General features: G+C 40.2%; 10 protein-coding genes and 2 pseudogenes. 11 read left to right on the plus strand and 1 reads right to left on the minus strand.

Annotated elements, in window-relative coordinates:
- Positions 1-8: 8 nt before the first annotated feature.
- The 5 genes and pseudogenes from G4D76_RS12375 to fabF all read left to right on the plus strand — a co-directional run bounded on the left by G4D76_RS12375 (position 9) and on the right by fabF (position 6,432).
- The gene (locus tag G4D76_RS12375) at positions 9-938 is read left to right on the plus strand and encodes an ABC transporter permease (RefSeq protein WP_213810039.1); all 930 of its coding nucleotides are present in this window, start codon (positions 9-11) and stop codon (positions 936-938) included.
- A gap of 251 nt (positions 939-1,189) precedes the next feature.
- A pseudogene (locus tag G4D76_RS12380) lies at positions 1,190-2,066 on the plus strand (ABC transporter permease).
- Positions 2,067-2,648: 582 nt separating this feature from the next.
- Positions 2,649-4,085: pseudogene (locus tag G4D76_RS12385) on the plus strand (oligopeptide ABC transporter substrate-binding protein).
- A gap of 149 nt (positions 4,086-4,234) precedes the next feature.
- Positions 4,235-5,191: a beta-ketoacyl-ACP synthase III gene (locus G4D76_RS12390; protein ID WP_026860015.1), complete on the plus strand. Its 957-nt coding sequence runs from the start codon at positions 4,235-4,237 to the stop codon at positions 5,189-5,191.
- Complete coding sequence (gene fabF / locus G4D76_RS12395) at positions 5,191-6,432, plus strand: beta-ketoacyl-ACP synthase II (RefSeq protein ID WP_213810040.1); 1,242 nt, start codon at positions 5,191-5,193, stop codon at positions 6,430-6,432. The genes G4D76_RS12390 and fabF overlap by 1 nt, the downstream gene beginning before the upstream one ends.
- Positions 6,433-6,655: 223 nt before the next feature.
- On the opposite strand, the gene trpS is transcribed toward fabF, so the two are convergent.
- Positions 6,656-7,657, minus strand: a complete 1,002-nt coding sequence (gene trpS / locus G4D76_RS12400) for a tryptophan--tRNA ligase (RefSeq protein ID WP_213810041.1) — start codon at positions 7,655-7,657, stop codon at positions 6,656-6,658.
- A 380-nt stretch (positions 7,658-8,037) separates the two neighbouring features.
- On the opposite strand from trpS, the gene spxA reads away from it, so the two are divergent.
- From spxA to G4D76_RS12430, 6 genes are all read left to right on the plus strand, one after another.
- Positions 8,038-8,436: a transcriptional regulator SpxA gene (gene spxA / locus G4D76_RS12405; protein WP_026860018.1), complete on the plus strand. Its 399-nt coding sequence runs from the start codon at positions 8,038-8,040 to the stop codon at positions 8,434-8,436.
- A 172-nt stretch (positions 8,437-8,608) separates the two neighbouring features.
- Positions 8,609-9,280, plus strand: a complete 672-nt coding sequence (gene mecA / locus G4D76_RS12410) for an adaptor protein MecA (protein WP_213810042.1) — start codon at positions 8,609-8,611, stop codon at positions 9,278-9,280.
- 65 nt (positions 9,281-9,345) lie between these two features.
- Entirely contained in the window at positions 9,346-10,320 is a 975-nt protein-coding gene (locus G4D76_RS12415) for a competence protein CoiA (RefSeq protein WP_213810043.1), read from the plus strand.
- A gap of 55 nt (positions 10,321-10,375) precedes the next feature.
- Positions 10,376-12,181, plus strand: coding sequence for an oligoendopeptidase F (gene pepF, locus G4D76_RS12420; protein WP_213810044.1), 1,806 nt, complete (start codon positions 10,376-10,378; stop codon positions 12,179-12,181).
- A gap of 303 nt (positions 12,182-12,484) precedes the next feature.
- On the plus strand, positions 12,485-12,634 hold the full coding sequence (locus G4D76_RS12425; protein ID WP_156897234.1) for a hypothetical protein: 150 nt from the start codon (positions 12,485-12,487) through the stop codon (positions 12,632-12,634).
- A gap of 18 nt (positions 12,635-12,652) precedes the next feature.
- Complete coding sequence (locus G4D76_RS12430; RefSeq protein ID WP_026860022.1) at positions 12,653-13,123, plus strand: cytochrome c oxidase subunit II; 471 nt, start codon at positions 12,653-12,655, stop codon at positions 13,121-13,123.
- Positions 13,124-13,125: the final 2 nt, after the last annotated feature.

Here is a 13,125-nt window from a genome sequence, read left to right on the forward strand (position 1 = left end):
ATGGCTGAATGTTAAAATTTACTATAAGACGGTTGATTATATCGTTTCCGCAAATTATTTTATTAAGTATTTTAGTATTTTTCCTCGGTTCTTTAATGCCGGGAGATGCTTTAAGCGGTCTGATTGACCCGACAGTGCCAATCGAACAGATTGAACGTCTGCGTGAGCAGATGGGCTTAAACAATCCGTGGTACATACAGTACAGAGACTGGATATTTGCAATGCTTCAGGGGGACTTCGGTACTTCATTCTTTAAACAGCAGCCGGTGCTTGATGTTATCGGTGACAGAATGCTGAACACAATATGGCTGTCGTTATTCTCAGCAGTATTAATATACTTAATCGGTATTCCATTAGGCCTTGTTTCAGGAAGATGGAACGACTCACCTCTCGACAGTCTGATTACTGGTAACACATACTTAGGGTTTGCAACACCAACATTTATTTTCGGTTTAGTTTTACTGCTGGTATTTGGCTACACGCTGGGCTGGTTCCCTACAGGCGGTTCAGTCGGGGCAGGTATTACACCGGGTACATTTGAATATGTAGTCAGTAAGATTCAGCACCTTATACTGCCGAGTTTCGCAATAGCTCTAATCGGGCTGGTCGGTACAGTGCAGTACTTGCGGAGCGGTATTATTGAAACTAAACAAAAAGACTTCATCACTTTAGCACGTGCTAAAGGGGTAACAGAAGGCAAAGTGTATACAAGACACATTTTCAGAAACTCAATTTTACCGATTGCTGCATTCTTCGGTTATGAAATCACTGCATTATTGGGCGGATCGCTGTTTATCGAAACAATCTACGGCTATCCGGGCATGGGACGATTGTTCCTTGAATCAATATCAATCCGTGATTTTCTCAGTAGCTACGTACTTATACTTATGTACGGAATGCTCGCGATCATCGGTACATTATTGTCAGTATTATTTTAAATAGTGGATCCGCGTATCCATTAAGTAAGGATGGTGGTATATTTGGCAACGAAAGAGAAGACAAAAACAGATTAAAAGATAATCAAGAGACACGTATAAGTTCAATGAAGAGTCGGAAAACAGAGAACACACCCCGCTGAAAAGGGGGATGCATTTTCACTGCGTGATAAAGACAGCAGTGAAAGTAAAGAGCTCGATATGAGCGTTAAGCAGATTTGCCGCACGGTGCAGTGGGGCATGGTGCACTCGACATGAAAAACCTCCCGCGCTCGAAGCCCGGCTGGAAAATTATATTTGAGGAATTAATCAGCGATAAACTCGCATTGTTCTCTCTTATTATATTAGTGATTATTACATCTTATGTATTCGGTTTAACGATGTTTCTGAATCAGGCGGCAATCGTCAAAGTAGATTTATTCGCAATTAACCAGCCGCCAAATGATGACTTCAGACTCGGCACGGATTACGGCGGCCGGGATATCTTCGGACAGCTTATTATCGGAACGAGAAACTCGCTTGCTATCGGTTTCATTGTAACGGCTTTAAGTGTCGGTTTTGGTATCGTTTACGGTGTTGTCTCAGGTTACTTTGGAGGACATATTGATAACGCCATGATGCGTGTCGTTGACTTCTTCATGGTACTGCCCTTTCCTGATGATCGTAGTTGTATTTGTAACAATCGTTCCTTCATATGATATCTGGACGTTCTCATTAATTATGGCAGCCTTCCTGTGGACAGGTACTGCCAGACTGATACGTTCAGTGGCAATGCAGGAAAAAGAGCTCGACTATATCAATGCATCAAGAACGCTTGGAAGCTCGAACATTAAAATAATTTTCAAGCAGTTGATGCCAAATATGGTTGGTCTGATTATTGTTAACGCCACATTGTCATTAGCAGCGAATATCGGGATTGAATCGGGACTGTCATTTATCGGTTTTGGTTTCCCTGAAAGTACACCGTCACTAGGTACACTGATGGCGTATGCGATTCAGACACAGACACTGCAGAACAGATGGTGGATTTGGGCCCCTGCTGCAATACTTATTTTAATCTTAATGCTGTGTGTAAGAAACATCGGAGAAGCGTTCAGACGTGCCGGAGATGCCCGTCAGCGCAATGCATAATTAAATAACACAATCTTCTAAAAATTTATTGTAAAAATGCATAACTATGCTAATATGAATATTAAGAAAACTTTACAAACATATTATGGAAGAAATTGAATTTTGATACTAAAGTTCGGAACTCTGAACTTTGTATATATCAAGCAGTGAAAAACAAAGGAGGAAATAAAATGACTAAAATTTCTTGGTCGAGATTTTGCTTCCTTATGACGCTGGCACTTGTTTTAGCGCTGGCAGCATGCGGGGGAGATTCTTCAGAAGAATACATCTACAGATGATGCTTCAACAGAAGAATCTGGAGATGAAGAGTCATCAGAGGAATCTGGTGAAGAAGGGGATTCTGCTACTGGGGAAGTTTACAACTATGAGGACTTCGAAAAAACGGTATCTAAAACAGGAGAACCATCAGGTGAAGGAAGTTTAAACATTGGTTATTCATCAGATACTCCATTTGAAGGTACACTTAACTGGGCATTTTACCAAGGGGCTCCAGATGCAGACATGATGGCATACTTTGATGAAGCTGTTCTTTCAATGGATGCGGATTTCCAGTACACGAACGAAGGTGCTGTACAGTATGAAATGAACCAAGATGATAACACTGTAACGTTCACTGTACAAGATGGTGTTATGTGGCATGATGGTCAGCCATTAACTATCCAGAATTACGTTTCTTCATATGAAATCATCGGACACCCTGATTACGACGGTGTACGTGGTTCTACAGACGGCTTTACATTAATCGAAGGTTACGAAGAATATAGAAGCGGCGATGCTGATTCTATTTCAGGTATCGAAATCGTCGATGAACAGACAGCTGTATTTACTTATACAGAACTTGCTCCATCATTAACAGCAGGCGGGTTCTGGTCATACGCATTCCCGACTCATCAATATGAGGGAATGGAAGTTTCAGAAATGGCTGCAGCACCTGAAACACGCGAAAACCCAATCGGTATCGGGCCATACAAAGTTGATTCAATCGTTCCAGGTGAATCAATCTCAATGTCTAAATTCGAAGACTACTGGCGCGGCGAACCTGGACTTTCAGAAGTTACAGTACGTGTAATCGCACCATCTTCAATTGCAAGTGCAGTTGAATCAGGCGACATTGATATCGCTAAGAGTTTCCCGTCTGACCAGTATCCGGATGTTGCGGATATGGAAGGCGTGGAATGGTTAGCTAATATCGACGGAGCATACACTTATATCGGATTCAAACTCGGCTCATGGGATGCTGAGGAAGGTAAGTAATTACACCCTGAAGAAATGAAGATGGGTGACGTAGAATTACGCCGCGCGATGTGGCATGCAATTGACAACGACGCAATTGGTGAACGTTTCTACAACGGTCTTCGCTGGAAAGCAACTTCATTAATTACGCCTTACCATGCTAACTGGCATGAAGAGGTAGAAGTTCCTGCATACGATCCGGAAGAAGCAAACAGCATTCTTGACGCAGCTGGCTACGAAGACGTAGACGGCGACGGCATGAGAGAAGACCCTGAAGGCGAACCATTAAGCATTAACTTCGCATCTATGTCAGGCGGGGACATTGCTGAACCATTAGCAAACTATTACATTCAGTCTTGGAGAGATATCGGCTTAAATGTTGAATTAACTAACGGTCGTCTTATCGAGTTTAACTCATTCTACGACATGGTTGAAAATGACGATCCTGAAATTGATATCTATCAGGGTGCATGGGGTGTAGGATCTGACGTAGACCCTTCAGGTCTTTACGGTCCGGAAGCACCATTTAACTACACTCGTTATGAAACAGAAGAAAGTACTGAATTATTAACAGCAGGTAACTCACAAGAAGCACTTGATACTGATTACAGAAAAGATATTTATAACCAGTGGTCAGAACTTATGGTTGAAGATATCCCTGTAATTCCAACTCTTTACCGTGCATTTGTTACACCAGTAAACGAAAGAGTAATCAACTACTCTGAAGATTACGAGTGGAACGAAGATCTGTTATGGTACCGCGTTGGTGTTGAAGACGCAGAATAATAAGTACTAATAGGAAGAAACCGGAGATAAAAGTCTCCGGTTTCTTTTCTGTTTATTTAAAATTTTAGGTTTGCTTTTAATTGAACAATCCTGTAAATTATGATAAATTAGTACCTAGTAATATAATGAGACTATAAGGTGTGAGAAGCATGAAAAATGTAGGGATTCTCGGCATTGGTTCATATACACCAGAAAAAGTATTTACGAATTTTGATTTTGAAAAAATTCTTGATACTTCTGATGAATGGATTAGAGAAATGACAGGTATAGAAGAACGACGTTTCGCTGTAGATATGGAAACGAGCGAAATGGCTTTTTATGCTGCTGATGCAGCGATAAAAGATTCAGGCGTTGCAAAAGAAGATATTGACTTTGTTATTGTAGCTACTTCTACAGGAGACCAGAAGTTTCCGTCAGTTGCGAATATGATTCAGGAGAAACTTGGCTTGAACAATATTCCTTCTATGGATCAGCTGGCTGCCTGTACAGGTTTTATATATGGGTTATCGACAGCGGAAATGTTCGTGAAATCCGGCAATTATAAAAATATTCTGGTTGTCGGTGCTGATAAATTAACGGACATCACTGACTTTGAAGACCGTTCTACGGCTGTGTTATTCGGTGATGGTGCCGGTGCAGTTGTTGTTGGCGAAGTTGAAGAAGGATTTGGCATCAAATCATTCGAACTCGGCAGCAAGGGTGCGGGCGGAAAATATTTATACGGAGATAAAGAAAAAGGATATATTCGTATGAATGGACGTGAAGTCTTTAAATTTGCAGTGAGACAGATGGGTGAATCCAGCGTTACTGTATCAGAAAAAGCAGGTATTGCTAAAGAAGATATCGATATGTTGATTCCACACCAGGCAAATATTAGAATAATGAATGCGGCAAGAGAACGTATGGGTCTGCCTTATGATAAAATGAGTGTAACTGTAGATAAATACGGAAATACCTCGGCAGCATCGATTCCTCTCAGCATGGATTATGAAGTAAAAAGAAACCGTATCAAACCGGGAGACAATATTGTCTTAGTCGGGTTTGGCGGCGGTTTAACATGGGGCGCAGTTTGTTTAACATGGGGTACTAAGAAGGAGGACTCTTAATGTCTAAAAGGAGAGTTGTAATTACCGGTGCAGGGGCATTGACACCGATTGGTAATACAGCAAAGGAAACGTGGCAGAATGCATTAGCGGGTAAAAATGGTATAGCAGAAATTACAAACATCGATACGGAACAGTTTAATGTTCATATCGGCGGAGAAGTAAAAAACTTAAATGTTGAAGATTTTATCGAGAGAAAAGAAGCACGTAAAATGGACAAGTTCACGCAGTTTGCTGTTATTGCGGCAGAAGAAGCGGTAAAAGATTCAGGGCTTGAAATAAACGACAGCAACGCCGACAGAATTGGCGTGTGGATCGGTTCCGGTATCGGCGGAATTCAGTCGCTGGAAGAAGGCTTTATCGCGCTGACGACTAAAGGCCCAAGACGAGTCAGTCCGTTCTTCGTTCCGATGATGATCCCGGATATGGCGAGCGGCCAGGTATCTATTCGTGAAGGTGCGAAGGGACCAAACGGCGCAACGGTAACAGCATGTGCAACCGGTACGAATTCTATCGGTGATGCATTTAAAATTATCGAACGCGGTCAGGCGGATGCGATGATAACGGGCGGTACTGAAGCACCAATTACTAATATGGGTGTCGCAGGATTCCAGGCGAACAGAGCATTATCAAATTCAAACGACCCTGAATACGCATCGCGTCCATTCTCTGCAGACAGAGACGGATTCGTTATCGCTGAAGGCGCAGGTATCGTTGTAATAGAAGAACTTGAACACGCGAAAGCACGCGGTGCACAGATTTACGCTGAAATTGTCGGTTACGGCTCAACAGGTGACGCACACCACATTACAGCACCGGCACCAAACGGTGAAGGCGGCGCACGCGCAATGAAAGAAGCATTGAAAGATGCAGGGATTGAACCTGAAGAAGTGCAGTACATTAACGCACATGGTACGAGCACGCCGTACAATGATGAATTTGAGACAATGGCAATCCGTACGGTCTTTAAAGAACACGCGGATAATCTTTTTGTGAACTCGACTAAATCAATGACGGGCCACATGCTCGGCGGTGCAGGCGGTATGGAAGCAATCATTACTGCCTACAGTCTGCGTGAAGGGAAAATTCACCCGACAATCAACTTAACAAATCAGGCACCGGAATGTGATCTTAACTACGTGCCGAACGGTGTGGAAAAGGCTGACCTTAAATATGCTGTATCAAACAGCTTAGGTTTCGGCGGGCACAATGCATCGTTAGTATTTAAAAAATACGAAGACTAAAAATATATTTTGAAGCACGTTCTGCCTCGGGTGGAGCGTGCTTTTTTTGGTTTGTGCGGATGTTTGGTGTTTGCTCCGCAATGAGACCCTGTCATTCCCGAGTAAAGCCGTTTGCTCCGCAATGAAGCTGTGTCATTCCCGAGTAAAGCCGTTTGCTCCGCAATGAGACACCGCTTACCCACAAAAAATCCTGACAGAATCAAAGTTCTGTCAGGATTACTTATTATTTTCTCTGCTTTCTGCCAAGTCCCATCGCGCGTTCCATTTTTTCAATCATTTTATCTGCTTTTCGTGCTGCTTTGTCGCGGCCTGCATCAAGAATATCATCAAGCTCATCGCCGTTCAGATAGTAATTATATTTTTCCTGGAAACCGACCAGGAATTCTTTGACGACTTCGCCGAGGTCTTTCTTAAAGTCCCCGTAACTTGAGTCTTTATATTCCTGAACCAGTTCATCGATTGTTTTATCAGTTAATGAACTGTAAATAGTAAGGAGATTTGAAATTCCCGGTTTGTTTTCTTTATCGAATTTAATTTCCGTATCTGAGTCAGTCACTGCAGAACGGATTTTTTTCGCTGCCTGATTCGGATCATCGAGTAAAGTAATAAATGACTTTTGATTGTCATCACTTTTACTCATCTTCTTAGTAGGCTCATTCAGACTCATAATACGTCCGCCGACTGCAGGAAGTTTAATTTCAGGCAGTGTAAAGATGTTGTTGTATCTAGAGTTGAAGCGTTCGGCAATATTGCGGGTAAATTCAATATGCTGGGTCTGATCATCACCGACGGGTACAACGTCAGAGTTATAGAGTAAAATATCGCCCGCCATTAAAGCAGGATACGTCAGCAGTCCGACAGAGATTCCATCTCGCTGGTTTTGCTTCCGTGCTTTATCTTTAAACTGTGTCATGCGTTCCAGTTCGCCGATATAAGAAGTACACTGCAGCATCCATGCAGCTTTAGCATGTGCTGAGACTTCACTTTGTATAAATAATGAGATCTTGTCCGGATTAAGTCCACTAGCAAGATAAATTGCCGCAAGTGCGCGTGAGTTTTCACGGAGTTTTAAACGGTCCTGCTGAACAGTTATTGCATGCTGATCAACGATACAGAAATATGAATCGTATTCGTCCTGCAATTCGACGAATTGTTTATAGGCACCAATGTAGTTTCCGATAGTCGGAATACCGCTTGGCTGTACGCCTGAGAATAATGTTTTCATTAATGTCACCTACATAGTTTTAGTTAGTATCTTAATATTAATACTCTTTTAGCAGTTGTGCAATCACGTGGAGAATTTAACATAAATATATGTCAAATTAAATGGTGATTATACAGTATTCATACGTTATTACTATATACTTTGACCAATTTTGATGTTATTATAAGTATAAGGTAACTAAGTTGAAGACAGTAATATTTAATGTCAGATTAATTAATAATTTTTAAGATTATTACAATATTCTCATTTTATTTTAATGTTTGTTGCCTATAATAAGAATTGTCAACAAGAGGCAGAGTTACATACTGGTGAGATGTTTAAAGGTTGCTTTAAACGGGTATAGACTCTTGTTAGAAATAAAAAATTGGAGTGTGAGTTACATGGTAGTACTATTTACTTCTCCAAGTTGTACGTCATGTCGTAAGGCAAAAGCATGGTTGCAGGAAAACGATATTCCTTATACGGAACGCAATGTATTTTCTGAACCGTTAACTTTAGACGAAGTTAAATCTATTTTAAGAATGACAGAGTACGGGACTGAAGAAATTATCTCGACTCGCTCTAAAACTTTCCAAAAATTAAATGTTGATATTGAAAGCCTTCCTATGAATGAGCTGTATACTTTAATTATGGAGAACCCTGGATTATTGAGACGTCCAATTATTATGGATGAAAAACGTTTACAAGTGGGCTACAACGAAGATGAGATCAGACGCTTTTTGCCACGCAGTATTAGAACATTGCATCTAATCGAAGCTAAACGCCTAGCAGAACTATAATTTAATATAAGTACGATGATTAATTTGATATATGTATGAAGTTCAGTACGCCTGCAGATGATTTGCTATCTGCGGGCGTTTTAACATATAATAATAAGACAAATCTAAAATTTGGTATTATATTGTAATCCTTAGTATAATAAGCAGAAATGATGGTAAGGGAGTGAGCAGGATGAGAATTGAAAGAGTGAACGACTCGACCATTAAATTCTTTTTAACATACAGCGATATAGAAAGCCGAGGCTTTAATAAAGAAGATTTATGGATGAACCGTCAGCGCGGCGAAGAATTTTTCTGGACGATTATGGACGAAGTAAACAACGAGCAAACTGATGATTTTGCTATGGATGGTCCATTATGGATTCAAGTGCACGCGTTCGACAAAGGTATAGAAGTCGTTGTGTCTAAGTCCCAGAATGAACATGATCCGTATGGCATGGAGCCTTATGCCATGAATATTGAAAACCGGGAAATCGAGTCATTTATCGATAAAACCATCGATGAACGTAAAACTGACAACACTAATAATTTTGATTTTCCAGTCATTAATGAGCCGCTGATGGTTTACTTTAATGACTTTGAAAATCTAATAAAATATACTCATGAAGTTGAAGTAGATGAAACATTGTATGAAGATTTACTTTATGTACTTGATGGTAAATATTATTATCAGGTCTTCTTTGACTACAGAACGCATTTTGACAGTATGGAAGGTATTGAATCAAAGCTGCTGGAATACAGTGAGCCGACTTCGATTGCCAGTGCCTTACTGGATGAATATGGAAAAATTATAATGAGTAATAACGTTCGTGCCCAGGTAAGAAGATATTTTCAAGAAAATTAATTAACTTGTACGAAAAAAAAATAAAACCTCCTTTTTCCCTATATATAGGTAAAGGAGGTTTTTTTATGTATATTGCAAATGATGAACAGGGTACACAGATTTTAGCACATAATGCAGTGAAAAACGGAAGGTATTATTGTCCTGTCTGCGACACACCGGTCGTCCTGAAAGCTGGAAGCGTGAAGGTTCCGCACTTTTCACACCATCATATTTTGCAGTGCAGCAGGTATTTATACAAAAGAGAGTCATTGCTGCATTTAAAATTGAAACATGATTTATATTTGGAGCTGAACCGATTCTACGTCACAGCAATGGAATATTACCTTGAAAGTATCGAGCAGATACCGGACCTGCTTATAGAGCAGCGTCTTGCTCTTGAAATTCAGTTATCGAGAATCAGTCCGGAATTAATTCTGTCGCGTACAGCGGGGTATTATAAGCTCGGTATGCGTGTGATGTGGCTGCTTGATGAAAAGGAAATCAAAACGGAAGGTCTTCACGTCTATTTAAATCATTTTCAGCTGTCGACAATGACGAATGATATTGTCTATACGGTAAATACGGACACACTGAACGTTAGCGCATGGCATATCGGTCATACAGCTGGTCTCAACCGCTTTACGTTTAAAAAAGAAAATATCGAGCTGCATGAAATACTCACATATGTCAAAAGTGATGTGTGGGACGAAACCTATACACTTACGAGAGGGACTGTGAAGAAGATAATCCAGCGGGAAAAGGCTCAGAAATCAGTACTTAATCCGACTTTAACCTATATGTATCAGCTGGGTCTGACACCGGATACGCTGCCTGCATTTCTTTATATTACCAGTTTTGAAGAAAGATATATTATAAACTCTCCAATCGAATGGAAATTATATATTTATTACCATTTATCGATGGGTATTTTTGATCGTGAAAAGTTTTTTCACTTTATAAAATTAAGAGCTATCTCAGATATTCCTAATAAAAAAACGCTTGTTCAGTCATTATTAACTTTTTATTTAAAAGTTTTTCGGTTTTCGAAAGATATTGCTTGAATTAAGAATAAATTATTGAGAAAATTGTGTTACTAATAAACGGAGGTTTTTATTTATGGGGAAATTAATTACTAGAGAAGAACAACAGCTGGAAAATACATGGGACTTAACGACAATTTTTAAATCTGATGAAGATTTCGATGCGGCGTACAAAGCGCTTGAAAATAAGATTGCCGATAATAACCAATTCAAAGACGGTTTTGATTCTGCAGAAAAACTCGCGGATGCGCTTGAACTGGAAAGATCACTTGATACAGAACTTGGGCAGCTTTTTGTTTACGCTCACTTAAAACACGATCAGGATACTTCAAATGATACTTACAGCGCACTTGAAAGCCGTGCAAGATCACTTGCTGTTAAATATTCAACAGCGTGGAGCTTCCTCGTACCGGCAATTATGGCAATTCCGGAAGAGACATTAAAAGAATACGCTGACCACGAACGTCTCAGCGAATTTAAATTTGACCTGGAAAAACTGAACAAACAGCGTCCGCACATTTTAAGCGATAAAGAAGAACATATTCTTGCACAGGCTGGAGAAGTAATGCACACGCCGACGCAGGTTTACGGTATGTTCAACAACGCGGATGTCGACTTTAAGCCTGCAGTGGACAAGGACGGCAAAGAGCATGAATTGACTCAGGGCAACTACGTAGAAATGCTGAAATCATCAGACAGAACTCTGCGTGAATCTGCTTATAATAATTTATATGGTGAATACAATAAATTTAAAAACACACTCAGTCAGACGCTTGCAGGGGTCGTGAGTACACATGCATTCAGTGCGGATGTCAGAGGCTATGATTCAAGCCGTCACCAGGCATTATCAAATAACCATATTCCTGAATCGGTGTATGACAACTTAGTTAATACAGTTAACGACAATATGCACCTGCTGCACCGCTATACTGAACTGCGCAAGAAGTTCTTGAATGTTGACGAACTGAAAATGTACGATATGTACGTGCCGTTAGTCGAGGACACAGATTTCGATATGACATACGATAACGCAAAAGAATGGCTCGTTAATGCACTTCAGCCGCTTGGTGAGGAGTATGTGAACATCGTTAAAGAAGGACTTGAGAGTCGCTGGGTAGACGTCTATGAGAACAAAGGGAAACGTACAGGTGCGTATTCATCGGGGACATACGGCACAAATCCTTTTATCCTGATGAACTGGCAGGACAATGTAAATAATCTGTTCACACTGGCACACGAGTTTGGACATTCTGTGCACAGTTATTACTCACGTCAGAACCAGCCTGCAAATACGAGCGGTTATTCTATATTTGTCGCAGAAGTTGCTAGTACTTTTAATGAGGCACTCCTTGCAGATTATATGTTTAAGAAACTTGACGATAAAAAACAGCAGCTCTATTTACTGAATGAACAGCTTGAAGGATTCAGAGGCACTGTTTTCCGCCAGACGATGTTTGCGGAATTTGAACATGCAATTCATGTAATGAAAGAATCTGGCGAACCGCTGACTGCCGGGAAGCTGAGCGAAGTATACGGGAAACTTAATAAGAAGTACTTCGGTGAAGCGGTTAATTACGACGAAGCGATTGAAGTAGAGTGGGCAAGAATTCCACATTTCTATATGAATTATTACGTTTATCAATATGCTACAGGTTATGCTGCTGCAGCGAGTCTGTCAAAACAAGTACTGGAAGAAGGAGAACAGACAGCACAGCGTTATATTAATGAGTTCCTGAAAAAAGGCTCATCAAATTACCCGATTGAAATATTAAAAAATGCCGGTATCGATATGACAACGAGCGAACCGATTGAAAATGCACTGGAAGTTTTTGAAGCACAATTGACAAAATTTGAAGAATTACTCACTGATTTAGAAAAATAAGTATGTGAATTCGTTTACATTATGACAATAATGTGAAAAACTGTTCAAAGTGTTGCTTGAGGCTTATTACCATGCTATATTTAACTCATGAAAATTTTATCACTGAAACATACCCCTTTGTTAACAGTGAAAAATTTCTCCCATCCCCTTTGTTTGAGTAGCACATTATAGAAGATGTGCTACTTTTTTTATGCGCATTTTTAACTGAATATTATAAATTATAAAACCATCTGTGATATATGTCACAGATGGTTTTTTTATTTATAATAATTGAAGTAAGGAAATAATCAGGGAGGGACGTCTATGAGTAAGGAAAACGAACAAAAAAATGAGCTCATCACCGATGACAAAGAATCGCTGAAGGGCACACTGTTTGCAACGATTGTATTCGTCGGAGGAGCTATAGTGTTATGGACACTCGTATTGCTCATATTATTTATTATGCGTTTTTAAAAAGAGGGGGATCAGGAAATGAAAATGCACAAATTTGAAGAAATCTGGCTAATTTTATCGGTAGCAGTAATTATTATTGCTATGGGTATTACAGGTTATCAGGCATTTGCTCTCGGTATGGGACCGCCGAGTCATAAAGAAACGATAGATCCTGCACAGGTGGAAACGACAGCACCTTTTGATAATCCGGGAGTATATGAAGTCGGAGACAATGAGTATGAAGTGGTTATGACGCTGGAAGCCTTCCAGTTTGTACCGAATGAAATTACAGTGCCAAAAGGTGCAGAAGTTACATTTATTATGACATCGAAAGATGTGGTTCATGGTGTTAACGTGCCGCACACAAATTTAAATACGATGGTCATGCCCGGTCACATACAAAAAATTACACAGACATTTCATGATTCAGAAGAATTCATTATGATTTGTAATGAATATTGCGGTACCGGACATAACATGATGTCCGCCACAATAACGGTGGAGGAGTGATG

This window comes from Jeotgalicoccus sp. WY2 (assembly GCF_018437745.1).
Lineage (GTDB): Bacteria > Bacillota > Bacilli > Staphylococcales > Salinicoccaceae > Jeotgalicoccus > Jeotgalicoccus psychrophilus.

Bases quoted from the DNA above. Each gene is read 5' to 3' on its own strand.
- spxA (WP_026860018.1), top strand. From the start codon at position 8,038: ATGGTAGTACTATTTACTTCTCCAAGTTGTACGTCATGTCGTAAGGCA.
- G4D76_RS12375 (WP_213810039.1), top strand. From the start codon at position 9: ATGTTAAAATTTACTATAAGACGGTTGATTATATCGTTTCCGCAAATT.
- G4D76_RS12425 (WP_156897234.1), top strand. From the start codon at position 12,485: ATGAGTAAGGAAAACGAACAAAAAAATGAGCTCATCACCGATGACAAA.
- pepF (WP_213810044.1), top strand. From the start codon at position 10,376: ATGGGGAAATTAATTACTAGAGAAGAACAACAGCTGGAAAATACATGG.
- G4D76_RS12390 (WP_026860015.1), top strand. From the start codon at position 4,235: ATGAAAAATGTAGGGATTCTCGGCATTGGTTCATATACACCAGAAAAA.
- fabF (WP_213810040.1), top strand. From the start codon at position 5,191: ATGTCTAAAAGGAGAGTTGTAATTACCGGTGCAGGGGCATTGACACCG.
- G4D76_RS12415 (WP_213810043.1), top strand. From the start codon at position 9,346: ATGTATATTGCAAATGATGAACAGGGTACACAGATTTTAGCACATAAT.
- G4D76_RS12430 (WP_026860022.1), top strand. From the start codon at position 12,653: ATGAAAATGCACAAATTTGAAGAAATCTGGCTAATTTTATCGGTAGCA.
- trpS (WP_213810041.1), bottom strand. From the start codon at position 7,657: ATGAAAACATTATTCTCAGGCGTACAGCCAAGCGGTATTCCGACTATC.
- mecA (WP_213810042.1), top strand. From the start codon at position 8,609: ATGAGAATTGAAAGAGTGAACGACTCGACCATTAAATTCTTTTTAACA.